The organism is Enterobacter sp. ECC_219_Taxon_10 (genome assembly GCF_058354905.1).
This window is the reverse complement of record NZ_CM178005.1, coordinates 3452130-3475309: the sequence shown is the minus strand read 5'-3', so window position 1 is coordinate 3475309 and position 23180 is coordinate 3452130. Positions and strand designations below refer to the sequence as shown.

22 protein-coding genes and 1 tRNA gene are annotated in these 23180 nt (G+C 56.0%); 17 read left to right on the top strand and 6 right to left on the bottom strand.

The window, feature by feature from the left end:
- Window positions 1-28: 28 nt before the first annotated feature.
- From tssF to AC4ICF_RS16470, 6 genes are all read left to right on the top strand, one after another.
- Window positions 29-1783, top strand: a complete 1755-nt coding sequence (gene tssF / locus AC4ICF_RS16495; protein WP_316380571.1) for a type VI secretion system baseplate subunit TssF — start codon at window positions 29-31, stop codon at window positions 1781-1783.
- Window positions 1747-2832, top strand: coding sequence for a type VI secretion system baseplate subunit TssG (gene tssG / locus AC4ICF_RS16490; protein WP_316380570.1), 1086 nt, complete (start codon window positions 1747-1749; stop codon window positions 2830-2832). The genes tssF and tssG overlap by 37 nt, the downstream gene beginning before the upstream one ends.
- On the top strand, window positions 2810-3355 hold the full coding sequence (gene tssJ, locus AC4ICF_RS16485; protein WP_316380569.1) for a type VI secretion system lipoprotein TssJ: 546 nt from the start codon (window positions 2810-2812) through the stop codon (window positions 3353-3355). Before tssG ends, tssJ begins: the two co-directional genes overlap by 23 nt.
- The gene (tssE, locus tag AC4ICF_RS16480) at window positions 3355-3810 is read left to right on the top strand and encodes a type VI secretion system baseplate subunit TssE (RefSeq protein ID WP_316380568.1); all 456 of its coding nucleotides are present in this window, start codon (window positions 3355-3357) and stop codon (window positions 3808-3810) included. Before tssJ ends, tssE begins: the two co-directional genes overlap by 1 nt.
- 14 nt (window positions 3811-3824) lie before the next feature.
- Window positions 3825-4295, top strand: a complete 471-nt coding sequence (locus AC4ICF_RS16475; RefSeq protein ID WP_316380567.1) for a hypothetical protein — start codon at window positions 3825-3827, stop codon at window positions 4293-4295.
- A gap of 104 nt (window positions 4296-4399) precedes the next feature.
- Window positions 4400-5731 carry a VasL domain-containing protein gene (locus AC4ICF_RS16470; RefSeq protein ID WP_316380566.1) on the top strand — a complete coding sequence of 444 codons (1332 nt, stop codon included), beginning with the start codon at window positions 4400-4402 and terminating at the stop codon, window positions 5729-5731.
- 51 nt (window positions 5732-5782) lie between these two features.
- Here AC4ICF_RS16470 and AC4ICF_RS16465 read toward each other — a convergent pair.
- Together AC4ICF_RS16465 and AC4ICF_RS16460 are read right to left on the bottom strand one after the other, a co-directional pair.
- Window positions 5783-5854: transfer RNA gene (locus tag AC4ICF_RS16465), tRNA-Arg, on the bottom strand.
- Between the two features lie 75 nt (window positions 5855-5929).
- The gene (locus AC4ICF_RS16460) at window positions 5930-6859 is read right to left on the bottom strand and encodes a formate/nitrite transporter family protein (protein WP_116338496.1); all 930 of its coding nucleotides are present in this window, start codon (window positions 6857-6859) and stop codon (window positions 5930-5932) included.
- A 315-nt stretch (window positions 6860-7174) separates the two neighbouring features.
- On the opposite strand from AC4ICF_RS16460, the gene mlaA reads away from it, so the two are divergent.
- Complete coding sequence (gene mlaA / locus AC4ICF_RS16455) at window positions 7175-7927, top strand: phospholipid-binding lipoprotein MlaA (protein ID WP_061097503.1); 753 nt, start codon at window positions 7175-7177, stop codon at window positions 7925-7927.
- Window positions 7928-7962: 35 nt separating this feature from the next.
- On the opposite strand, the gene AC4ICF_RS16450 is transcribed toward mlaA, so the two are convergent.
- Together AC4ICF_RS16450 and fadL are read right to left on the bottom strand one after the other, a co-directional pair.
- Window positions 7963-9291: an IS4 family transposase gene (locus AC4ICF_RS16450; protein ID WP_479984861.1), complete on the bottom strand. Its 1329-nt coding sequence runs from the start codon at window positions 9289-9291 to the stop codon at window positions 7963-7965.
- Window positions 9292-9408: 117 nt separating this feature from the next.
- A complete protein-coding gene (gene fadL, locus AC4ICF_RS16445) occupies window positions 9409-10689 on the bottom strand; it encodes a long-chain fatty acid transporter FadL (RefSeq protein WP_116338498.1) in 1281 nt (426 codons plus the stop codon).
- 372 nt (window positions 10690-11061) lie between these two features.
- Here fadL and AC4ICF_RS16440 point away from each other — a divergent pair, with 372 nt between their 5' ends.
- From AC4ICF_RS16440 to sixA, 4 genes are all read left to right on the top strand, one after another.
- The gene (locus AC4ICF_RS16440) at window positions 11062-11346 is read left to right on the top strand and encodes a YfcZ/YiiS family protein (protein WP_316379316.1); all 285 of its coding nucleotides are present in this window, start codon (window positions 11062-11064) and stop codon (window positions 11344-11346) included.
- A 226-nt stretch (window positions 11347-11572) separates the two neighbouring features.
- Window positions 11573-12883 carry an acetyl-CoA C-acyltransferase FadI gene (gene fadI, locus AC4ICF_RS16435; protein ID WP_316379317.1) on the top strand — a complete coding sequence of 437 codons (1311 nt, stop codon included), beginning with the start codon at window positions 11573-11575 and terminating at the stop codon, window positions 12881-12883.
- Window positions 12883-15030, top strand: a complete 2148-nt coding sequence (gene fadJ, locus AC4ICF_RS16430) for a fatty acid oxidation complex subunit alpha FadJ (RefSeq protein ID WP_316379318.1) — start codon at window positions 12883-12885, stop codon at window positions 15028-15030. The genes fadI and fadJ overlap by 1 nt, the downstream gene beginning before the upstream one ends.
- Before the next feature lie 209 nt (window positions 15031-15239).
- Entirely contained in the window at window positions 15240-15725 is a 486-nt protein-coding gene (sixA, locus tag AC4ICF_RS16425; RefSeq protein ID WP_003861375.1) for a phosphohistidine phosphatase SixA, read from the top strand.
- A gap of 46 nt (window positions 15726-15771) precedes the next feature.
- On the opposite strand, the gene smrB is transcribed toward sixA, so the two are convergent.
- Window positions 15772-16323, bottom strand: a complete 552-nt coding sequence (gene smrB, locus AC4ICF_RS16420; RefSeq protein ID WP_316379319.1) for an endonuclease SmrB — start codon at window positions 16321-16323, stop codon at window positions 15772-15774.
- Window positions 16324-16468: 145 nt separating this feature from the next.
- Here smrB and prmB point away from each other — a divergent pair, with 145 nt between their 5' ends.
- The 6 genes from prmB to AC4ICF_RS16390 are packed head-to-tail and all read left to right on the top strand — an operon-like array spanning window position 16469 to window position 21017.
- Complete coding sequence (gene prmB, locus AC4ICF_RS16415; RefSeq protein WP_039023972.1) at window positions 16469-17401, top strand: 50S ribosomal protein L3 N(5)-glutamine methyltransferase; 933 nt, start codon at window positions 16469-16471, stop codon at window positions 17399-17401.
- A gap of 60 nt (window positions 17402-17461) precedes the next feature.
- Window positions 17462-18547, top strand: a complete 1086-nt coding sequence (aroC, locus tag AC4ICF_RS16410) for a chorismate synthase (protein WP_491466109.1) — start codon at window positions 17462-17464, stop codon at window positions 18545-18547.
- Window positions 18548-18549: 2 nt separating this feature from the next.
- The gene (gene mepA / locus AC4ICF_RS16405) at window positions 18550-19374 is read left to right on the top strand and encodes a penicillin-insensitive murein endopeptidase (RefSeq protein WP_166711890.1); all 825 of its coding nucleotides are present in this window, start codon (window positions 18550-18552) and stop codon (window positions 19372-19374) included.
- A complete protein-coding gene (locus tag AC4ICF_RS16400) occupies window positions 19374-20183 on the top strand; it encodes a sulfite exporter TauE/SafE family protein (RefSeq protein ID WP_008502609.1) in 810 nt (269 codons plus the stop codon). The genes mepA and AC4ICF_RS16400 overlap by 1 nt, the downstream gene beginning before the upstream one ends.
- Complete coding sequence (locus AC4ICF_RS16395) at window positions 20183-20728, top strand: elongation factor P hydroxylase (protein ID WP_192983222.1); 546 nt, start codon at window positions 20183-20185, stop codon at window positions 20726-20728. The genes AC4ICF_RS16400 and AC4ICF_RS16395 overlap by 1 nt, the downstream gene beginning before the upstream one ends.
- 13 nt (window positions 20729-20741) lie before the next feature.
- Window positions 20742-21017 (top strand): YfcL family protein, encoded by a 276-nt coding sequence (locus AC4ICF_RS16390; protein WP_028013966.1) that lies wholly within the window; start codon window positions 20742-20744, stop codon window positions 21015-21017.
- Between the two features lie 64 nt (window positions 21018-21081).
- On the opposite strand, the gene mnmC is transcribed toward AC4ICF_RS16390, so the two are convergent.
- Entirely contained in the window at window positions 21082-23079 is a 1998-nt protein-coding gene (gene mnmC / locus AC4ICF_RS16385) for a bifunctional tRNA (5-methylaminomethyl-2-thiouridine)(34)-methyltransferase MnmC2/FAD-dependent 5-carboxymethylaminomethyl-2-thiouridine(34) oxidoreductase MnmC1 (protein WP_316379321.1), read from the bottom strand.
- Window positions 23080-23180 lie beyond the last annotated feature (101 nt).

Genomic DNA, 23180 nt, shown 5'->3' with positions numbered 1-23180 from the left:
CCTTTAAAATTCATATATTCAGGTTTTTATGGACGATTTAACCCTGCGTTATTTTGACGCTGAAATGCGCTACCTGCTTGAAGCCGGAGAAGAATTTGCCCGCGCTCACCCCGAGCAGGCGGCAATGCTCAATCTTGATAAAGCCGGCGCGCGCGACCCGTACGTGGAACGCCTTTTTGAAGGCTTTGCCTTCATGATGGGGCGGCTTCGCGAAAAGCTCGATGACGACCTGCCTGAACTGACAGAAGGGCTGGTCAGCCTGCTGTGGCCGCATTACCTGCGCACCATCCCGTCGATGTCGGTGGTGGAGTTCACACCCGACTGGCGTGAGATGAAAGAGCAGATGCGCATCGTCAAAGGTTTCGAAGTGAACTCGCGGCCGATCGGTGAGAAGGGCACGCGCTGCCGGTACACCACAACTAAAGAGATCACCCTTCTGCCGCTGTCGCTGGAGCACGCCCGCCTGTCGACTGACCCGAACGGGCGTTCGGTCATCAGCCTGAGGTTTAACTGCAGCCATCTTGCCGACTGGAGTCGTGTCGATCTCAGCCAGATCCCGCTCTACTTCAACGCTGATGCACCGCTGGCCTGCGCCATGCACGAAGCCTTTACCATGAACACTGCGTGCCTCTGGCTGCGGATGCCCGGGGACGTGGACAGAAGACCGCTCGACGGGTATTTCAGCGCGCTGGGATTTGGCGATGATGACGACCTGTGGCCGAAGGGCAGCAGCAGCTTTAGCGGCTATCAACTGCTGCTGGAGTACTTTACCTTCCGCGAGAAATTCATGTTCACCGGCCTGCGTGGTCTGGAGAGCGTCGTCTTCCCGGCTGAGCTTCCCTGGTTTGAAATTGACGTGGTGCTGGCGGAGCGCTGGGAGCATGATTTCAGCTTCACCGAAAAGCATCTTCGGCTGAACTGCGTGCCCGTGATCAATCTGTTCCCACTCGAATCCGATCCGCTGACGCTAAATTCATTGCAGACTGAATACCTGCTGCGGCCGATGCGCGTGCAGGATGGTCATACCGAGATTTACGCGGTCGATTCGGTGATGTCATCCAGCCAGCATACCTACGTGCCGTTCTCGAGCTTCCGCCATAAAGGTGGAATGATGCGCCATGAAGCGCCGGAATATTATTATCACACCCGCGTGCGGCGCGGTCCGTCAGGGCTACACAATACCTGGCTTATCCTGGGTGGCGAAGCCTTTGACAACCACACCGTCCCGGAAGATGAAAGTCTGTCCCTGACGCTCACCGGCACCAACGGCCAGCTACCGCGACGGGCGCTGCAAAGTACCGTGCTCGATACGGTGATGAAAACCACCTCGGCCAGCATCGTCGTGCGCAACCTGTGCGCGCCAACGCTGCCCTGTTATCCACCGGCACAGGATCGTTTCCACTGGCGCGTGCTGAGCCATCTCGGCAGCGGGTTTCTGTCGATGATGGATAATGCCGACGTGCTGCGGGGTACCCTGGCGCTGTACGAGTGGACGGACAGTGAGATGAACCGCCGTCGCCTGGAAGCCATCATCGACGTGAAGCACGGTGAAACCGAACGATTTGAGCAGGGCTACCTGGTCCGCGGCGTCCAGATTGAAGTGACGCTGGACAGCCACGGTTTTGCCGGACGCGGCGACATCTGCCTGTTCGGCGAGATGCTGAGCCGCTTCTTCGCGCTCTACACTGACATCTACCTGTTTAACCGCCTGATTATTATCCTGCAACCGACCGGAGAGCGCCTGGAATGGCAAGAGAAACACAACCGCCGCATTCCCGGCTGACGCCACGGCTGGAGGCCGATCTTCACCGCATTAACTTTTACCGTTTATGTCAGCTGCTGGAGAAGCGTAATCCTGGAAGGCCGCTGATGGGCTCAACCAGTCATCCCGCCGATGACCCGGTACGTTTTGCGCCGCATCCGGGGATGGGGTTTCCGGTCAGCGAACTGAAGTCCGTTGAATATGACGAAGACAATGGCGGTAAGCCTCCGGTTATCCGCACAACCTTTATGGGCATGTACGGCGTCGACTCACCCTTACCGACGGCCTATCTCGATGACATCACCCAGCGCCGGGAAGGGCATGAGGCGCTGCAGGGCTTTCTGGATATTTTCAGCCATCGCATCCTGACGCAGTTTTACCGCATCTGGCGTAAATACTCCTACCCGGCCACGTTTGAGCCCGGCGGAACCGACAGCATTTCACAGTCGTTATTGGGTCTGGTGGGGCTGGGAATACCGGGTACGGCAAATCATATTGCCACGCCAGTGTCGCGTTTTCTGGCACTGCTGGGAGTGCTGCAGCAGCCGGGCAAAACCCAGGAAGGGATGCAGGCACTGGTGAGTCTGCTGGCTCCCGATACATCCGTGCAGGTGAGTCCGTATTGTCTCCGATCTGTAGAGATCGACAGGCCGCTGGGTTTTTACGGTGACGAAGATTTTCTGCTGGATGGTAATACGCCGCTGGGTGACGAAGCGATGGATGCCGGTAGCCAACTGCTGGTTGCTCTCGCAACGGATAATGAACGGGAAGCGCAGGGCTGGAAGCCGGATGGCCAGTTGTACCAGGATTTTCTGGTTATGCTGCGGGTGTATCTGGGCTGGCGGTTCAAGGCCAGAATCACCCTGACCACTTCAGTCCGACTGCTGGCCGTACCACCGCTGGGTGAAAACCCTTTCTGGCTGGGAATGAACGGCGTGCTGGGCGCCGAAGATAATAGCCATCCTGATGATATTCCTGAAACCTTTACGACAGAGCTGGGCTATTACAGCGGGCTGGAGCCCGCGAAACCACAACAAGGAAACCGACGTGTTACGTACAAGTTTAACTAAGACCACGCGCTGGTTGATGCCTCTGATGGCGCTCGCTCTGACAGGTTGCGGCGTGATGCAGAGCGTCACCGACGGTACTAAATCGGCGTTTAATTCTGTGTTCTATAAAAAAATTAAAATCCTGCACCTGGATTTCACCGCGCGTGAGGCGCTGAACACCGACTCTCGCGAAAATAACTCGCTTTCTGAGCCTGTCGTGGTCCGGGTTTACCAGCTCAAAGACCGCAAAATCTTTGATAAGACGGTTTACCAGCAGCTGCTGGAGGTCGATGCCAGCATTCTGAAAGACGACATGCTGGCCAGTCGTAATGTCGTGGTGAAACCGGGCGGTGATGCAAGCCTTGATATGCCGATGGAAGAAGAGGCGCAGTTTGTCGCGGTAGTGGGGCTGTTCCGCCATCCGGACATGACCAACGACACCTGGAAGCTGGTTATCAAGCGCAGCGATCTGGATCCGGATAAACCGCGCATTCTGGAAGCCGGCGAGAACCATCTGACGCTGCAACCGCTTAAGGATGACTGATGCCCCAGGGACATAACACGCCTTCGCTGTATGAGATGCTGACCGGAAATTTTACCGGCGGCCTCGATCTGCATCAGGTCACTGAAGAAAATCAGGTCATCCTCTCGGTGCTGGATAACATGCAGCGCGTTCTTAACTGTCGCGCCGGCACGCTGGCGCATCTGCCCGACTACGGGTTGCCTGATATGACGAAAATCCTGCAGGGTATGCCGGGAACGGCTCATGAACTCATGAGCACCCTCTCGACTGTCCTGCTTAAATATGAACCCCGACTGAAAAAAATAGACGTGGTTCTGCTGGAGCAGAGCGTACCCGGCGAACTGCGCTATGCCATTGACGCTGAGCTCAAAGGGATTGGGCTGGTGCGCTACGGCACCGAGTTTATGCCCGAAGGGCGGGTTCTGTTGCGGCATCTCAGGCAACAGCAGTATCTCGACACGTCAACCCGTATATAAGGTCAGAAAACACCATGTCATTAAAATCACGGTTCCTGAAGGAGCTGCACTCCCGGCAACCCGCTCTGGTTTCTCCTGGCAGTAAGAGTCAGATTGATATTGCAGAGTTTCGCCTGCGAATGGCGCAGCTTCAGACGCAGATGGATGAGTGGCTGACGGGGACCGGACTCAACGTAGAGCCACTGACTATATCCGTTCCGGACCTGCTGGTGGAGGGCGGGGCTTTTGATATTTCCGGTATCGTTCTGCGTTATGACAGTCGGGCGGTAAAGTTTATGCCGATTTTTCTGTATGGACAGGGCGTGGCTGGCTGTGTCGAAATAACATTCTGTTCCGGGGAAAAGGTTATTTCTCAAGGTCGCCTGTTCATGCGGGTGGGGAGTGTGAGTGACTGGACCTTTACTTTCCCTGATACGCCATCCCGGTCAGGACAATTATTCGATGAAGGTGTTTTTTTTGGCCTGATTTTAGCGCTGTTGTCATAGCGATAACATTCATTCCTTTTATTCGTCATTGCATTTTTAATCGCAAAATAGCCTTACACCTCAACTGACGAAATTAACCAATACGGATATGCAGGCTCTCCAGGATGACCACACATATAACGTTAAAAACCGGCGGCGACCCGCGTACGCTGCCAGATTACGCCGCCCTCCGCGATGAAATCAGCAAGCTGACGCATCCTGCTCGCCCGGATGTGAACTGGCAATATGTCGAAAAACTCTGCCTCTCTCTGTTTGAACAGAACGGCGTGGAGTTGCAGACTGCGGCCTGGTACACCCTTGCCCGTACTCACCTGTCTGGATTAGCTGGCCTGAACGAAGGGCTGGCAATTCTGGAGGCCCTGATTAGCCACCAGTGGGACTTTTTCTGGCCGAAAGCACTACACGCGCGTCTGGAAATCCTTAATGGTCTGAGCCAGCGCCTGCAGCAGCGCATGCGTATGCTTCCATTCAACAACAGCCATCTTAGTGAGCTTTATAGTGCTGAAGCGTTGCTTATCAGCCTGAGCGCAGTGCTCCAGCGCCTTGAGCTCAAACACCTTAGCCAGTTCGATACGTTACGAACGTTGATACGTTCAAGTGCTGAACGGCTGGAAAGCAGTAATGACGCATCAGATTTGAATGCGATGATAATGCCCGGTCGCGAATTCCCTCAGGAGAGGGCAGAACCGATTGACGAAGTGAAATGGGTCTACGTTGTGCAGCAGGAAAATCAGCCGGATAAAGAGGAGCGTCCGACAGCGCACGGGTCTGTCAGAGCATGGAAACCCTTTGTCGCCGGGATGTGTTCTATGCTGGTGGTTAGCCTCGCCGTGGCGTGGGGTGGGGGCTTTCTGTCGAGACCCGATCCATTAACGGCTCAGGTCGTCGCTTCTCTCGCACCATTACCTGAAGCGCTAACGCCTGTTCAGCAAGACGCATTAACGCAGCGAGGCACTTTACCGTCCACGTTTATCTCAGATACGCAGCAGCAGCTTGCAAGACTGGATAAACTGCCTCCTGACTGGAATATTTCCTACAGCCTGCAGCTGTTAGAGCAGCTCCAGACATTGCGGCCTGAAGAGGCTAAGGCGCTGATAATACAGTGGCAAAAAAAGTTTAACGCGACGGCGTTGCCGGTAGACGCAATGAACAGCTGGCATCAGGGGATGATGACGCTTCAGCAACTGAGTGATCGGCTGAGTAGTCTGGATGAGCAAAAGGGAAAATATATAACCGTAAGTGAGCTTAAATCTGTGGTTTTTTCAACTATGCAGTCATTTAACCATGCGATACCGGCTGAAGAGCAACTCAGGCGCCTGTCGCAGTATCCTGCAGGAAATGCGCTCCCTGAAGCTGAAAAGACCCAGCTTGAGCTGCATCTAAAGCAACTGGCAGCGCGTTATGCTCAAATAAAGCAGGGTGCTTCTGCTCAATGAGTTTTTGCAGCGAACGGGCTAATTTGGGCGAAAAACAGAGGAAGGTCAAAGTGTCCCCTGCAGGAATCGAACCTGCAACTAGCCCTTAGGAGGGGCTCGTTATATCCATTTAACTAAGGGGACGAGGCGGCACGAGTATACCGTTATTTACACTTTGCGTTAAGCGCATTGCCGCCTGACTGCTCAAAGAGTCACCATTCAGGTTGATTTTTTTGCCGCTTTATCCTTATTTGCCTGCGCCTTAAGTTCTGCTTTGCGTTTATTAGACATGTCGTTACGTATTTGGGCATGACTTAACAGCGCGAAGATAAACGTTCCGCCGCAGATATTCCCTGCCAGCGTCGGAAGGGCGAACGGCCAGAAAAAATCGCTCCAGTGAAGCGTGCCGTTAAAGACCAGATAGAGTATTTCAACGGTACCGACCACGATATGCGTGGTATCCGCCAGCGCAATCAGCCAGGTCATCAGTATGATCACCACAATTTTAGCGCTGCCGGCTGAAGGAAACATCCATACCATCGTGGCGATAATCCACCCGGAGATGATGGCATTAGAGAACATTTCGACCGGCGTGTTTTTCATGACATCCATACCGATCTTCACAAACGCGTCCCGGGTGGGTTCATCAAAAATCGGCATATATTCGAACGCCCAGGCCGCAATACCCGTGCCGATGATATTTCCCAGCAGAACCACGCTCCAGAGCCGCATCAGTAAACCAAAATTACCGAGGGTAGGGTTTTGCATCACCGGCAGAACGGCGGTTACGGTGTTCTCAGTAAATAATTGCTGGCGAGCCATGATGACGATAATAAAGCCGAAGGTATAGCCGAGGTTCTCCAGTAAAAATCCGCCGGGTACGCCCTCCAGCTGCACATGAAATATCCCTTTCGCGAGCAGCGAGGCGCCCATTGACAGTCCCGCAGCGATGGCTGACCAGAACAGGGCCATCGCGTCACGCTCCATCTCCTTTTCGCCATCCTGGCGGATATGCTCGTGGATGGCCATCGCGCGGGAAGGGAGGCGATCTTCATCAATTTCTATCTTCTCACCGCGCGCTTTCTCCTCGCTTTCAATTTCATGTTCCTCATTACTCTCGCCAATTTTTTCTTCGCCCACGTCTTTCATATCTGCTCCCGGAGGTTGATCTTTCTTTTAAGCGTAGCGGCTTTTGTCGGGATGCCTGTGGGGATGCTCTTAAATTGGCGGGAATGACAACAAAGGTGATACATCTCGTTCAAAGACATTATAAAATTGCCAGCGAAACGAATTCCAAAAGTCAGGCTATGCTGAGATCAGAGTCACGGTGATTACTGCCCGTAATTGAACTCATAGACATCGGTAAACGTGCTGTTACAATCACTTGCACATTTTCAGACGGAGCGCCAGATGCTCCGTTACGGATGGCAATCAACGATAGCCATACTGAACAGGGAGATATTTATGAAACTTCGGCTGTCGGCGCTTGCGCTGGGCGCGACGATGCTCGTGGGCTGCGCCAGCTCCGGGGAGCAAACGGGACGCTCCGATCCTCTCGAAGGATTTAACCGTTCTATGTATAGCTTCAACTACAACGTGCTGGACCCGTATGTGGTTCGCCCGGTGGCAGTAGCATGGCGCGATTACGTTCCACAGCCCGCGCGTAACGGGTTAAGCAATTTTACCAGTAACCTGGAAGAGCCTGCGGTGATGGTCAACTATTTCCTGCAGGGCGATCCGTATCAGGGGATGGTGCACTTTACGCGCTTCTTCCTGAACTCCCTGCTGGGGATGGGCGGTTTTATCGATGTCGCAGGTATGGCAAACCCGAAACTGCAGCGTGAACAGCCGCACCGTTTCGGCAGTACGCTGGGGCATTATGGCGTCGGTTACGGCCCTTACGTTCATCTGCCGTTCTATGGCAGCTTCACCGTGCGTGATGATGGCGGCGATATGGTCGATACGCTGTATCCGGTCCTGTCGTGGCTGACCTGGCCGCTGTCGATTGGTAAATGGACGGTGGAGGGGATTGAAACCCGCGCGCAACTGCTCGATTCAGACGGCCTGCTGCGCCAGTCTTCCGATCCGTACATTATGGTGCGTGAAGCGTACTTCCAGAATCATGACTTTATCGCCAACGGCGGCAAGCTGAAGCCGGAAGATAATCCAAACGCGAAGGCTATTGAAAACGAACTCAAAGATATTGATTCGGAATAAATAAAAAAGGTGAGCAACGCTCTAATGCCAGTCAGTTAAGCAACTGACTGGCTTTTTTTCGGGGCTGTGGGGTATCTCCAGGGCCTTTCCTTTACCACCCTCGGGAAGGCCCTTTCCCTTCTTGTCGGCAACTTTACCAGTTGCGCCATGCTTTCAAGATCACGCATCAGCTCCGGGATACGCCCTGGTGAAGCGCCCTGCAGCGTCATCAGCATTCTCATGACCATGCCGCATGATTCTGAGAAGCTCAGCTGATTCGGCCAGTATCCTTTCAGATGGCCCGCCATTTTAATCATCTGATATCGCACCAGATTATACGCCAGTAACACGCCCCATAACTCCTGCTCCACAAGCTCCGGCTTTTTACTTCTCAGCGTCAGCCTGCTCAGTTGCATCGTTTGTTTTATCTCCCTGTACCCCAGCTCTATTTCCCAGCGATGGCTGTACAGGTCTGCCATTTCTCCTCCGGGATAGCGCATGGCGTCCGTCATCGACGTCAGCAGATGGCTGACTTTCCCTTTGCGCGTCACGGTCAGCAGGCGGGCTGTCATCTCATCTCCCAGACCCGGCCATTTTTTTCGTGCCTGTGGGCTGGTTTTCAGCTTCACCAGATAGTCGCCTTTACCCAGCTTTCTGACCTCTTCATACTGTGCTCCCTTTCTGAGAGGGAGCATCCAGTGACGGTGTTCTCCCGCCTGGCTCCACGCATTCAGCAACCCCAGCGAGTAATAGCCTTTATCCATTAACGTCAGGGTGTTATCGCCGGTCTGCTCTATCAGTTGCTCCGCGAGCTCATTTTCACTGTTTTTCATCGTGCCGAAGGCCGCTGCCGTCAACAGATGGCTGGTCAGCTCCATCTGGCAGACCATTTTTACCTGCGGGTAGAGTGCCGGGTTTCCGCCATGCGTCTGGCGGGGAAAGGCGCTGTCGTTTTCCGGCGTGTCCGGTGTTCGCCAGAACACACCATCGATGGCCAGCAGGGTCAGGCCGCACCAGTGCGGATGCGGCGTGGCGTTATGCCAGAGCTGCGCTGTTTGCGTGAACACGCGGCGGACGGCTTCGCTTCCCAGCCGCTGACGGGCCTGGATCACGGCGCTGGGGGCAACGAACGGACGATTGCCGGGTAACATGATATCCAGCCGGTTAACTATCTGATGAAGCGGCTCCTTGCGCTCAAGGGCCATACCGACAATGCACCAGACCATCATTTCCAGAGGAAGGCGCCGTTTGCGTAACGTGACGGTGCCGGATTCTTCAAGGCAGCGGGAAATCAGTTCCGGGTCAAGACAGTCGCCCAGAGAAGTCAGAGGGTTACGCAAAGAATCGTAACGGGATACCAGATCAAGAGCCTGTCCAATGTGCATAAAAAAATCCGGAAACGGGTAAACATTTCCGGATTCTTACACAGCCACTGGATCGGTCAACCGATCCTTAACTGATCGGCATTAGAGCAACGCTCACCTTTTTTGATCCCTGCGCGATTAGAACGCGTAGTTGAAGTTAGTACCGAACAGCCAGGCTTTACCTTCAGAGGTAAATTCGTACGGACCTTCCTTGAAGGTCACTTTCTGACCATGCATATAAGACACGCCCGCATCGACAGAAGCATTTTCGTTGAACGCGTAGGTTGCGCCAGCACTCACCCAGAAGCGGTCCTGATCCGGAATGGAGATGGAGCGCTTATCAGCCGGTACCGGGCTATCATCGAATGCGATACCGGTACGGAACGTCCAGTTGTCATCCATATAATAGGTTGTACCCAACGCAATACGATAGGCGTCGTGGAAACTCTCGTCCTTATAGAACAGCGTTTGACCGTTGGTGCCGGTCGCTTTCAGCTCCTGGAACTGGCTCCAGCTGGTATAGGCCAGGCTATAGTGAATAGCCCACTGCGGCGCAACGCGGTTGTAACCGGAGACTTCCCACATTTCTGGCAGATGCAGTGACAGTGAACCAGGGACAGTTTGACCGGAAGTCCCCCACGGGATGGTGGTACCCGCGCCAGGAACCAGGCTGTTGACTGGCGCCAGGATGCCGCTCTTGTAATCGCCGTCGAAGTCAATTTTCACTTCGGAACGATAGGTCAGGCCCCAACGGTTGTTTTTGTCCAGCTCGTACAGAATACCGGCGTTCCAGCCATAGCCCCACTCATCGCCTTTCAGGCTGGCAATTTTGTTGCTGTTTTTCGGCAGGCGAGCCGTCTGTTCTCCGGAGTAACGCTCAATTTTTGCATCGGCGTAGACGGCATCAAAGCCCAGACCGAAGCTCCAGCTGTCGTTCAGACGATAAGCACCGCTCAGGTTCAGGTTCAGCGTTGTCAGGTCTGTTTTACCGCCGTATTCGCCTGCCGGGTAGTTGTTGTTGAACTCGGTAGCAAGGCCATAGTTAGACGTGACGGATGCGCCCCAGCCAAATTGTTCATTGATTGGTGCAACGAAGTGCAGGTTAGGGACCCACGCCGTTGGCGCAATGTTATCTGCTTTCAGGCTCGCACCAGAAGGTGACGTGCCGGAAATGTTGACATCAGGATCGATATACACCGCACCAGCAGAGAAGGTCGGGCGATCGAACATCATGATTAATGCAGGGTTACGGCTTGCGTTACCAGCATCATCAGCGATTGCACCTTCCCCTGAATACGCACGGCCAAGGCCAGAGGAAGAAAATTCGTTTAGCTGAAAGCCCGCTGACCAGGCGGAAGTAGAGACGATTGCCACTGCGACTGCCAGCGCAGTCTTGTTGAACAGGGTTTTCTGGCTCATGACCATAACCTCATTGAGTTATTTTTATTCAATAATTGTTACATACCGTAACAGGAGCGCGAAGTGTAGGGTCTGAGGTATGACAGACAAATCAGACCAGTGGCCAGAGTATAGGTCCGACCAGCCGGAATGTTGCAAGTTTGTTTATTAATATTTTCAAACATGTTTCTTGAAACGAGATCTGGTTGGCAAAATTGTGACCATCGCGGCTCACCCAAAAGGGTGGTTTTTGTTTTAGATCATTTTTTAGTGTGATATCGGTCACTTATCCGATTTTGCGCCATTAACGGCTGGAGAGAGCCAGCGCTGGGGCGTAAAATATCAGCATCGTGTTTATCTCGCGCGCTGCGCGAATACAGAGGAAATTGAGCTATGAGTAAATGCAGTGCTGATGAAACCCCGGTTTGCTGCTGTATGGATGTTGGCACCATCATGGACAACTCCGATTGCACCGCGTCTTACAGCCGTGTGTTCAACAACCGCGCCGAAGCCGAAGAAACGCTGGCCGCGCTAAGCAAGCGCGCGCGTGATGTGGAGTCCGATCCGTGTGAAATCAAATCTACCTTCACTGAAGTGGAAGGCGGCGTGAAGCTGGATATCGACTTTGTGTTTGCCTGCGAAGCTGAAACGCTGATTTTCCAGTTAGGCCTGCGTTAATTCCTGCGATCTGGTGCCCTCTCCCACGGGAGAGGGAGCAAACACTAAAAACGGTAACCTGTGGGTTACCGTTTTGCTTTTTCCCTGGGGGCATTTTCTTTTTCTTCTCTGTGTTTTAGCTCGCATTTTTATGCTTCCCTGATTGGCTGAATGTAAAAAAATGGTTAAGACTGTTATCAGGTCAGACCACTTTATATTCATGTAAAATTTTTCACAGGGGAAGGTTATGAGTCAGGCATTACCGCTAATCACCCGACAGGGTGACCGCATTGCCATTGTCAGCGGACTGCGTACGCCCTTTGCGCGTCAGGCGACGGCGTTTCACGGTATTCCTGCTGTCGAACTGGGGAAAATGGTAGTGGGGGAGATGCTGGCTCGCAGCGAAATCCCGCCTGAGGTCATCGAACAGCTGGTCTTCGGCCAGGTCGTACAGATGCCTGAAGCCCCCAACATTGCGCGGGAAATTGTTCTCGGTACCGGCATGAATGTTCACACCGACGCCTACAGCGTCAGCCGCGCGTGCGCGACCAGCTTCCAGGCGGTAGCAAACGTGGCGGAAAGCCTGATGGCGGGCACTATTCGCGCCGGGATCGCAGGTGGCGCCGATTCTTCCTCCGTACTGCCGATTGGCGTCAGTAAAAAACTGGCCCGCATTCTGGTGGATGCCAATAAAGCCCGCACCACCGGTGCGAAGCTCAAACTCTTCTCGCGTTTACGCCTGCGCGACCTTATGCCCGTGCCACCTGCCGTAGCGGAGTACTCCACCGGCCTGCGAATGGGCGATACCGCCGAGCAGATGGCCAAAACCTACGGTATCACCCGCGAGCAGCAGGATGCCCTGGCGCATCGCTCGCATCAGCTGGCAGCGAAAGCCTGGTCGGAAGGCAAGCTCACCGATGAGGTGATGACCGCCTATATTCCGCCCTACCGTGAACCGCTCGCGGAAGATAACAATATTCGCGGCACCTCGACGCTGGCGGATTACGCCAAACTGCGCCCGGCGTTTGACCGCAAGCACGGCACCGTGACGGCGGCCAACAGTACGCCGCTCACCGATGGGGCCGCCGCCGTTATCCTGATGACGGAATCCCGCGCGAAGGAGCTTGGCATTACCCCCCTGGGCTATTTGCGCAGCTATGCCTTCACCGCCATTGATGTCTGGCAGGACATGCTGCTGGGTCCGGCCTGGTCCACGCCGCTGGCGCTGGATCGCGCGGGGCTGACGCTGGGAGATTTAACCCTGATTGATATGCACGAAGCCTTTGCCGCGCAAACTCTGGCAAACGTCCAGCTGCTGGCAAGCGAGCGTTTCGCGCGCGACGTGCTGGGCCGCGCCCATGCCACTGGCGAAGTGGAGCAGAGCAAATTCAACGTGTTGGGGGGCTCGATTGCCTATGGCCATCCGTTCGCAGCCACGGGCGCACGTATGATCACCCAAACATTACACGAGCTACGACGCCGCGGCGGCGGGTTTGGCCTCGTTACCGCCTGCGCGGCGGGCGGCCTTGGCGCAGCAATGGTTCTGGAGGCTGAATAATGGATATGACATCTGCATTTAACCTGACGGTTCGCCTCGATAACGTGGCTGTTATCACTATTGATGTGCCTGATGAAAAGATGAATACCCTGAAAGCCGAATTTGGTGTTCAGGTGCGCGGGATGTTAAAGCAGATCCGCGACAACAAAGCCGTCCGTGGCCTGGTCTTTATCTCTGCCAAGCCGGATAACTTTATTGCCGGCGCCGATATCAACATGATCGCCCGAGCGAAAAGCGCCCAGGAAGCAGAAGACCTGGCGCGTCAGGGCCAGCAGGTAATGGCCGAGATCCACGCGCTGCCGATCCCGGTTATTGCCGCGATCCACGGTGCCTGTCTGGGCGGTGGGCTGGAGCTGGCATTGGCCTGCCACAGCCGCATTTGCACTGACGATCCGAAAACTGTTTTAGGGTTGCCAGAAGTGCAGTTAGGCCTCTTACCGGGCTCCGGCGGCACGCAGCGTTTGCCTCGCCTGGTGGGGGTCAGCACCGCCCTGGAGATGATTTTAACCGGCAAGCAGCTGCGCGCGCGTCAGGCGCTGAAATCCGGTCTGGTCGATGACGTGGTGCCGCACTCCATTTTACTGGAGGCCGCCGTTGAGCTTGCGCTGAAAGGGCGGCAGGCAAAGCGTCCTCTCTCCGTACGCGAGCGCGTGCTGGCAGGGCCACTGGGGCGTGCGCTCCTGTTCAACATGGTGGGCAAAAAGACTGAACAAAAAACCAAAGGCAACTATCCGGCGGCAAAGCGGATCCTGGAAGTGATCGAAACCGGGCTGTCGCAGGGAAGCAGTAGCGGCTATGCCGCTGAAGCCAAAGCCTTTGGCGAGCTGGCGATGACGCCACAGTCACAGGCATTGCGCAGCATCTTCTTCGCCAGTACCGAGGTGAAAAAAGATCCCGGCAGCGAGGCAGAGCCTGCTCCACTGCGTGCTATTGGCGTGCTGGGCGGTGGGCTGATGGGCGGCGGCATCGCGTTTGTTACCGCCAGCAAAGGCAAATTGCCCGTGCGCATCAAAGACATCAATGCGAAGGGCATCAACCATGCGCTGCAGTACAGCTGGCAGAACCTTGATCAGAAGGTCAAACGCCGCCATATCAAGGCAAGCGAGCGTGATAAAACCCTGGCGACGATCTCCGGCACGACGGATTACAGCGGTTTTGCGCACCGGGACCTGGTAATTGAAGCCGTATTTGAAGACCTGGCGCTTAAGCAGCAGATGGTGGCTGACGTTGAGCAACACTGCGCGCCGCACACCATTTTCGCCTCAAACACCTCGTCTTTACCGATTGGCGATATCGCGGCGAAAGCTGCTCGGCCGGAGCAGGTGATTGGGCTGCACTTTTTCAGTCCTGTAGAAAAAATGCCTCTGGTGGAGGTGATCCCGCACGCCACGACCAGCCCGCGAACCATCGCCACCGTGGTGAAGCTGGCGAAAAAGCAGGGCAAAACCCCGATTGTGGTCGCGGACAAGGCCGGCTTCTACGTCAACCGTATTCTGGCACCGTATATTAACGAAGCGATGCGGCTGCTGACGGAAGGGGAGAAAATCGAGCACGTCGACGAGGCGCTGGTAAAGTTTGGTTTCCCCGTTGGCCCAATCCAACTTTTGGATGAGGTGGGAATAGACACCGGCACTAAAATTATACCTGTGCTGGAAGCCGCATACGGCGATCGTTTTACCCCGCCTGCAAACATTGTTTCTGCAATTTTGAAGGACGATCGCAAAGGCAGAAAAAATGAACGCGGTTTCTATCTTTACGGCGCGAAAGGGCGTAAAAGCAAGAAACAGGTCGACCCTTCGGTTTATGGGCTTATTTCGGTCACCGGTCAGGGAAAACTGTCTGCCGTTCAGTGCGCTGAACGTTGCGTCATGATGATGCTCAATGAAGCGGCGCGCTGCTTTGGTGAACAGGTGGTCAAGAGCGCGCGCGATGGCGACATCGGCGCGGTATTTGGTATTGGTTTCCCGCCGTTCCTTGGCGGTCCGTTCCGCTACATGGATACTCTCGGCGCGGGTGAAGTGGTTGCCATTCTGCAACGTCTGGCCTCGCAATACGGTCCGCGGTTTACACCGTGTGACGAATTATTGCAGATGGCGGAGCGCGGCCAGACATTCTGGCCTGCAAGGGAAACTGATTTCGTAAACTGAAGTCAAAGAAGGGTAAATCCTGAGGTGAACGAACCTGTTCTGGCGATTTTGTAAACAGAGATTGACTATACTTACGCCATTGAGGTAAAAAACAGCGTTTCATTCACCGAATGGATCAGGCACAATGCCCGGCCATCGGGTTTTCTACCTCAGAGCATTAATCGCGGGTAGTTAACGCCGGTGATTCTGGTTAACAAAAGCGGTGCAATATGCAAGTTTTTATCATGCGTCACGGCGACGCGGCACTCGATGCCGCCAGTGACTCAGTACGTCCTTTAACCGTCTGTGGCTGCGACGAATCCCGTCAGATGGCTACATGGCTTAAAGGTCAAAAAGTGGACATTGAACGCGTTCTGGTGAGTCCGTTCCTGCGGGCAGAACAGACGCTGGACGTGGTGGGGGAGTGTATGAACCTGCCATCCAGTGTGGATGTTTTACCCGAACTGACGCCATGCGGTGATGTCGGCCTTGTCAGCGCTTATCTTCAGGCGCTGTGCAACGAAGGTGTCGCTTCCGCACTGGTCATTTCCCACCTGCCGCTGGTCGGCTATCTGGTATCTGAGCTGTGCCCGGGCGAAACGCCGCCAATGTTCACCACTTCCGCCATTGCCAACGTCACCCTCGACGAAACCGGCAAAGGGGTCTTCAACTGGCAAATGAGTCCGTGCAACCTGAAGATGGCAAAAGCGATCTGACGTGACGTGTGACAGGGCGGGGTACTACGTGTTTCCCGCCCTTCTGTCAGGGTAACTCTGGCGGCTGCCACTCCTCAACTTCAATCAAGACCAGCAATGCGGCATTTCCGCCGTACTCTTTCGGTGCCTGATGAAACGCCATCACGTGTGGGTGCTGAGCCAGCCACAGCGGCGTCTGTTGCTTCAGAATATGTTTACCGTGGCCGTGCATCACGCAAGCGCAAAAAACGTGTTCGCGGCGACAGGCGGCAATCAACGCGCCCAACTCCTGTTTCGCCTGCATCTGCGTTAAACCGTGCAGATCGAGAAACAGCTCCGGCGAATAATCTCCCCGGCGTAACTTTTTCAGCTCAAAATGGCTGACGTCTTCGCGCACGTACTTCACAGCCCCTTGCGTATTGAGCAGCGGCTGAAATTCATCTGAAAAATAGTGGCTGTTATCCGCCTGCTCCTGCAGCAGCCGTTTGACCGGTACTTCGCTGATTTTTTTACGCTGCGGGCGGTGGACAATCGTGTCCTGCGCGATTTTACGCGTCCCGGTCATCAGCTGGCGGAAGAGAGCCTGATCCTCCTCGCTGAGCGATGTTTTCTTTTTCATTCGTCATTCTCATCTCGTATTTCCGATAGTGTACCCGACTAAACGCATTTTTTAACCTCAAGCGGTACGCGTCATTGCTGATTTATCGCCGTCTTCATGGCAAACTAGCCGCCGAAAATTATGCGAGCATGCCCTGGAGGAAAGAGTGGATAAAATATTTGTCGATGAAGCTGTAAACGAGCTGCATACCATACAGGACATGTTGCGCTGGTCGGTTAGCCGCTTCAGCGCCGCTAATATCTGGTACGGTCACGGTACCGACAACCCGTGGGACGAGGCCGTTCAGCTGGTGCTGCCGTCTCTTTACCTGCCGCTGGACATTCCGGAAGACATGCGCACCGCGCGCCTGACCTCCAGCGAAAAACACCGCATCGTTGAGCGCGTGATCCGCCGCGTAAACGAGCGCATTCCGGTCGCCTACCTGACCAACAAAGCCTGGTTCTGCGGCCACGAGTTTTACGTCGATGAACGCGTGCTGGTACCGCGTTCGCCGATTGGTGAGCTGATCAACAACCACTTTGACGGCCTGATCGGCCATCAGCCTCAGCACATTCTCGATATGTGCACCGGCAGCGGCTGTATCGCGATTGCCTGCGCCTACGCCTTCCCGGAAGCTGAAGTGGATGCCGTCGATATCTCCACCGACGCGCTGGCCGTGACCGAACACAACATCGAAGAGCACGGCCTGATCCATCACGTCACGCCAATCCGCTCTGACCTGTTCCGCGACCTGCCGACCCTGCAGTACGATCTGATCGTCACTAACCCGCCTTACGTCGATGCGGAAGACATGTCCGATCTGCCGAACGAATATCGTCACGAGCCGGAGCTGGGTCTGGCGTCAGGCTCTGACGGCCTGAAGCTGACCCGCCGTATTCTGGCCTGCGCGCCGGATTACCTGACCGATGACGGCGTTCTGATTTGTGAAGTGGGCAACAGCATGGTACATCTGATAGAGCAGTACCCGGATGTGCCGTTCACCTGGCTTGAGTTCGACAACGGCGGTGACGGCGTCTTTATGCTGACCAAAGCGCAGCTGCTCGACGCGCGCGAACACTTCAGCATTTATAAAGATTAATCCCGCGGGCTTCGGCCCGTTTCACAACGCTCAAACACAAACAACAACATCGGAGCCGTGATGGCAGGAAACAGTATTGGACAGTTATTCCGCGTGACCACCTTTGGCGAGTCGCACGGGCTGGCGCTGGGCTGTATCGTTGATGGCGTACCGCCAGACATCGAACTGACCGAAGCCGATTTACAGCACGACCTTGACCGCCGTCGTCCGGGCACCTCTCGCTACACCACGCAGCGTCGCGAGCCGGACCAGGTCAAAATTCTCTCTGGCGTCTTTGAAGGCCGCACCACCGGGACCAGCATCGGTCTGCTGATTGAAAACACCGATCAGCGTTCTCAGGACTACGGCGCGATTAAAGACGTCTTCCGTCCGGGCCACGCCGACTACACCTACGAACAAAAGTACGGCTTCCGCGACTATCGCGGTGGCGGACGCTCTTCCGCGCGTGAAACCGCGATGCGCGTGGCGGCAGGGGCGATTGCCAAAAAATACCTGCAGCAGAAATTTGGCATCGTTATCCGCGGCTGTCTGACCCAGATGGGCGACATTCCACTGGCGATCAAAGACTGGGATCAGGTCGAGCAGAATCCGTTCTTCTGCGCCGATGCAGACAAGCTTGAAGCGCTGGACGAACTGATGCGCGGCCTTAAAAAAGAGGGGGACTCCATCGGTGCGAAAGTCACCGTGGTGGCTGACGGCGTTCCGGCGGGCTGGGGCGAGCCGGTATTTGACCGTCTCGACGCTGACATCGCCCACGCGCTGATGAGCATCAACGCGGTGAAGGGCGTTGAGATTGGCGACGGCTTCGACGTGGTGGCGCTTCGCGGCAGCCAGAACCGCGACGAAATCACGAAGGCGGGCTTCCAGAGCAACCATGCGGGCGGCATTCTCGGCGGGATCAGCAGCGGGCAGCAGATTATTGCCAACATCGCGCTGAAGCCGACCTCCAGCATCACCGTGCCGGGCCACACGATTAACCGCTCAGGCGAAGAAGTTGAGATGATCACCAAAGGACGTCACGATCCGTGCGTGGGGATCCGCGCGGTGCCGATCGCGGAAGCGATGCTGGCGATCGTGCTGATGGATCACTTCCTGCGCCAGCGCGCGCAAAATGCGGACGTGACGACCACCATTCCACGCTGGTAAACATGAAAAAAACCGCAATTGCTCTGCTGGCGCTGCTCGCCAGTGGAGCCAGTCTGGCCGCCACGCCGTGGCAAAAAATCACCCATCCGGTGGCGGGAAGCGCGCAGTCCATCGGCGCCTTCTCTAACGGCTGTATCGTGGGCGCGCAGGAGCTGCCGCTGCAATCGGATACGTATCAGGTGATGCGTACCGATCAGCGTCGTTACTTCGGCCACCCTGACCTGGTGCTGTTCATTCAGCGACTGGGGAACCAGGTGCATAACCTGGGGCTGGGGACGATGCTGATTGGCGACATGGGGATGCCTGCCGGTGGCCGTTTTAACGGTGGGCACGCCAGCCACCAGACCGGACTGGATGTCGATATCTTCCTGCAGCTGCCGAAAACGCGCTGGACGTCTGCGCAACTGCTGAAACCGCAGGCGCTGGATCTGGTGTCGGGCGACGGCAAACGGGTCGTTGCTTCCCGATGGTCACCGGAGATTTCCAGCATGATCAAGCTGGCGGCAGAAGATAACGACGTTACACGGATTTTCGTCAACCCTGCCATCAAGCAGCAGCTCTGTCTGGATGCCGGAACCGATCGCGACTGGCTGCGCAAAGTGCGCCCGTGGTTCCAGCATCGTGCGCATATGCACGTTCGTCTGCGCTGCCCGGCGAACAGCCTGGAATGTGAAGATCAGCCCTTACCTCCGCCAGGCGATGGCTGTGGTGCGGAACTGCAAAGCTGGTTTGAGCCAGCAAAACCTGGAACCTCTAAGCCTGAGAAGAAGACACCGCCTCCGTTGCCGCCTTCCTGCCAGGCGCTACTGGATGAGCATGTACTTTAATGGATAATTTCGTCGATCTGTTTATGGTGTCACCGCTGCTGCTGGTGGTGCTGTTCTTCGTGGCCATGCTGGCCGGTTTTATCGATGCGCTCGCGGGCGGCGGCGGGCTGTTAACCGTGCCCGCGCTGCTGGCGGCAGGCATGAGCCCGGCACAGGCGCTTGCCACCAACAAGCTTCAGGCCTGCGGCGGCTCGCTCTCCGCGTCGCTCTATTTTATCCGCCGTAAGGTGGTGAGCCTGGCCGATCAGAAGCTCAATATCCTGATGACCTTTATCGGCTCCACGTCGGGCGCGCTGCTGGTGCAGCACGTGCAGTCCGATATTTTGCGCCAGATCCTGCCGGTTCTGGTTATCTGCATTGGCCTGTATTTCTTACTGATGCCGAAGCTCGGTGAAGAAGACAGGCAGCGTCGTCTGCACGGCCTGCCGTTTGCGCTGATTGCCGGTGGCTGCGTCGGTTTTTACGACGGTTTCTTTGGCCCGGGTGCCGGTTCATTTTACGCGCTGGCTTTCGTGACGCTGGCCGGGTTTAACCTCGCCAAATCTACCGCTCACGCCAAGGTGCTTAACGCGACCTCAAACGTCGGCGGTCTGCTGCTGTTTATCATCGGCGGCAAGGTTATCTGGGCAACCGGCTTTGTGATGATGGCAGGGCAGTTTTTGGGCGCGCGCGCGGGCTCGCGCCTGGTATTAAGCAAAGGGCAAAAGCTGATCCGCCCGATGATTGTTATCGTTTCGGCAGTGATGAGCGCCAAACTTCTTTATGACAGCCATGGACAGGAGATCCTCACCTGGTTGGGGATGCACTAATGAACAGTACGCATAAATACGAACAGCTGATTGAGATCTTTAACGGCTGTTTTGCTGATGATTTTAATACCCGTCTGATTAAAGGCGACGACGAACCGATCTATCTTCCTGCTGATGCAGAGGTTCCGTATAACCGCATCGTCTTTGCCCACGGCTTTTACGCCAGCGGCTTGCACGAGATTTCGCACTGGTGCATCGCGGGGAAAGCGCGTCGCGAGCTGGTGGACTTCGGTTACTGGTACTGCCCGGACGGGCGCGATGCTGCGACACAGGGCCAGTTTGAAGACGTGGAAGTGAAGCCGCAGGCGCTGGAATGGCTGTTCTGCGTGGCGGCAGGCTTCCCGTTCAACGTGAGCTGTGACAATCTCGAAGGCGACTTCGAGCCAGACCGTATCGTCTTCCAGCGCCGCGTTCACGCGCAGGTGATGGAGTATCTTGAGAAAGGCATCCCGGAGCGTCCGGCACGCCTCATCGAGGCCTTACAGAATTATTACCACACGCCGGTTATCACGGCGGAATGCTTCCCTTGGCCGGAAGATCTTTAACAGAGGAAAGAAGATGATCGCAGAATTTGAATCACGCATTCTGGCGTTAATTGATGACATGGTGGAACACGCCAGTGACGATGAGCTGTTCGCCAGCGGTTATCTGCGTGGTCACCTGACGCTGGCGGTAGCTGAGCTGGAAGCGGGTGACGATCACTCTGCCGACGCCGTTCACGCTGAAGTCACTCGCAGCCTGGAAAAAGCCATTCTCGCCGGGGAGCTCTCTCCGCGCGACCAGTCTCTGGTGCTGGGCATGTGGGACAATTTGTTCCAGCAGGCTAAACGCTAAGCCGCCGCCTGCTCTTCCCTCTCCCCTTGGGGAGAGGGTCAGGGTGAGGGGATTCGACCGCACCCTACTTAACCTTCTTCCCCTTCAGCAGTTTCCGTACCCACAGTCGATTTGGGTTGAGTCCCGCAAGCGTGATTCTGTCCAGCGGAACCGGCTCATCGCTCATTTGCGCGGCTAACACTTCAGCCAGCAGCGGTGCGGAACATAGCCCGCGAGACCCTAATCCACCCAGCATATACAGCTCCGGATAAACCGGCGCGCTTACCGCTTTATCCCGGTTATCAGCAAGATCCTGATAGGCCTCAAGCGTAGCGTCGTAGTCCGGCACGTTTCCCGTCATCGGCAAATGATCGCGTGTGGCACAGCGCACGCCGCAGCGCGCTTCACCCTCGCTGACGTCAACCTCCTTCGCCCACGCTGCATCCGGGAAGCAGTCAATCAGGCGCTGACGGTTTTGCTGCTGATCCTCGTCGCTGTAGCGCATATCCGTTTCGCCACGATGATAGCTGGCGCCGATGCAGTGATGACCATTAGACGGATTTTGCGGCGTCAGATAGCCGTCATAGCACAGTACCTGACGAAGCTTGCTCAGTTCGGGCGCGGTCGGGATATGGCTCACCTGGCCGCCGACCGGATAGACCGGCAACGTCTCCGTCTGGATAAACTGGCTAATGTGGTGCCCGTTTGCCAGCACTACGCTGGCATGCTGTGCCTCTTTGCCATCAGCAAAACGCAGATTCCAGTGTTCTCTTCGGCTAAGCGATTCAACCTTATGAGCATAATGCACCATCATCCCGCGTGACTGCGCAAGGGTCATTGCCGCCGCGGTCAGTTCAGCCGGGCACAGCCAGCCGCCGAGCGGATACTGAATGCCGCCACAGCCGGTGACCACGCCAGCGGCGTCCCCCACCTCTTGCGCACTGACCGCGCGGGCAATCTCCTCCGGCAGACCCAGCGACAGCATCTGTGCGATTTTTTGCTGGCTCTTCTCATCCCAGCCGAGCTGCGTCACGCCGCACCAGTCATGGTCAAATGCTACCGGCAGCGCGTCGTACAGGCGACGGGCGAAGGTAAAGGCCGCGGGGAAAAACTGGAACAGGGCCGGGTCGTGCGCGCTTAAAAGCGGGTAGAGTGCCCCCTGGCGGTTACCGGACGCGCCGCTGGCCGGCGCCTCGTCAGCACAGTAGAGCGTCACCTGCCAGCCCCGATGCAGCAGCGCGAGAGAGAGCAGGGCGCTGGCGATCCCTCCGCCAACGATCGCCACTTCGCGCGATGCGCTGGCGCTGCGCGCAAACCAGGGCGCCTGAGCGGGAATGTCCAGCGTCTGGTCCATCCTGCCGACCAGCATGTCGCGCTTGCGGCCAAAGCCTTTGGTCTTCTGCATGGTAAAGCCCGCTTCCTGCAGCCCGCGGCGGACAAAACCTGCCGAGGTGAAGGTGGCGAGCGTTGCGCCAGGACGCGCCAGCCGCGCCATCGCGCTAAACAGATGCTGGCCCCACATGTCCGGGTTCTTGGCGGGCGCAAAGCCGTCCAGGAACCACGCGTCCACCGTCTGATTCATCGAGTCGTCGAGCGTATCGGTCAGGTCGTTAATGTCGCCCAGCCATAAATCCAGCGTCACCCGTCCGCCGTCCAGAATCAGACGGTGGCAGCCGCCAATATGAGGTGGCCACTGCGCCTGAAGCTGCTCCGCCCAGGCTGCAAGCTCCGGCCAGCGCTGGTGGGCGAGCCGCAGATCGTGCGCGGTGAGCGGGAATTTTTCGAAACTGATGAAATGTAATCTTTGTAGCGTAGCCTCAGGGTGCGCAGCGTGAAACTGGTCAAACGCCTGCCAGAGGGTTAAAAAATTCAGCCCGGTGCCGAATCCGCTTTCCGCGACCACAAACAGGCTCCGTGGGTGCACCGGGAAGCGGGTGCTGAGCTGGTTTCCGTCGAGGAAAACATAGCGCGTTTCTTCGAGTCCGTTATCATTAGAAAAATAGACGTCATCAAAATCTCGGGAAACAGGTGTACCCTCAGCGTTAAATTCGAGGTTGGCGGGTTGTATAGCGTTTTGTTTCACGTAAGTTACTCGTCTGACAGGCAGTGGCACGATCTTAACGATGTGAGTCCATCGGTGCAAATTTCCGCAGAAAATGTCTGATCGGACTTGTTCGGCGTACA

Excerpts from the sequence above, each read along its gene's own strand:
- tssF (WP_316380571.1), top strand. The coding sequence starts at position 29 with ATGGACGATTTAACCCTGCGTTATTTTGACGCTGAAATGCGCTACCTG.
- tssG (WP_316380570.1), top strand. The coding sequence starts at position 1,747 with ATGGCAAGAGAAACACAACCGCCGCATTCCCGGCTGACGCCACGGCTG.
- tssE (WP_316380568.1), top strand. The coding sequence starts at position 3,355 with ATGCCCCAGGGACATAACACGCCTTCGCTGTATGAGATGCTGACCGGA.
- AC4ICF_RS16475 (WP_316380567.1), top strand. The coding sequence starts at position 3,825 with ATGTCATTAAAATCACGGTTCCTGAAGGAGCTGCACTCCCGGCAACCC.
- AC4ICF_RS16470 (WP_316380566.1), top strand. The coding sequence starts at position 4,400 with ATGACCACACATATAACGTTAAAAACCGGCGGCGACCCGCGTACGCTG.
- AC4ICF_RS16460 (WP_116338496.1), bottom strand. The coding sequence starts at position 6,859 with ATGAAAGACGTGGGCGAAGAAAAAATTGGCGAGAGTAATGAGGAACAT.
- mlaA (WP_061097503.1), top strand. The coding sequence starts at position 7,175 with ATGAAACTTCGGCTGTCGGCGCTTGCGCTGGGCGCGACGATGCTCGTG.
- AC4ICF_RS16450 (WP_479984861.1), bottom strand. The coding sequence starts at position 9,291 with ATGCACATTGGACAGGCTCTTGATCTGGTATCCCGTTACGATTCTTTG.
- fadL (WP_116338498.1), bottom strand. The coding sequence starts at position 10,689 with ATGAGCCAGAAAACCCTGTTCAACAAGACTGCGCTGGCAGTCGCAGTG.
- AC4ICF_RS16440 (WP_316379316.1), top strand. The coding sequence starts at position 11,062 with ATGAGTAAATGCAGTGCTGATGAAACCCCGGTTTGCTGCTGTATGGAT.
- fadI (WP_316379317.1), top strand. The coding sequence starts at position 11,573 with ATGAGTCAGGCATTACCGCTAATCACCCGACAGGGTGACCGCATTGCC.
- fadJ (WP_316379318.1), top strand. The coding sequence starts at position 12,883 with ATGGATATGACATCTGCATTTAACCTGACGGTTCGCCTCGATAACGTG.
- sixA (WP_003861375.1), top strand. The coding sequence starts at position 15,240 with ATGCAAGTTTTTATCATGCGTCACGGCGACGCGGCACTCGATGCCGCC.
- smrB (WP_316379319.1), bottom strand. The coding sequence starts at position 16,323 with ATGAAAAAGAAAACATCGCTCAGCGAGGAGGATCAGGCTCTCTTCCGC.
- aroC (WP_491466109.1), top strand. The coding sequence starts at position 17,462 with ATGGCAGGAAACAGTATTGGACAGTTATTCCGCGTGACCACCTTTGGC.
- mepA (WP_166711890.1), top strand. The coding sequence starts at position 18,550 with ATGAAAAAAACCGCAATTGCTCTGCTGGCGCTGCTCGCCAGTGGAGCC.
- AC4ICF_RS16400 (WP_008502609.1), top strand. The coding sequence starts at position 19,374 with ATGGATAATTTCGTCGATCTGTTTATGGTGTCACCGCTGCTGCTGGTG.
- AC4ICF_RS16395 (WP_192983222.1), top strand. The coding sequence starts at position 20,183 with ATGAACAGTACGCATAAATACGAACAGCTGATTGAGATCTTTAACGGC.
- AC4ICF_RS16390 (WP_028013966.1), top strand. The coding sequence starts at position 20,742 with ATGATCGCAGAATTTGAATCACGCATTCTGGCGTTAATTGATGACATG.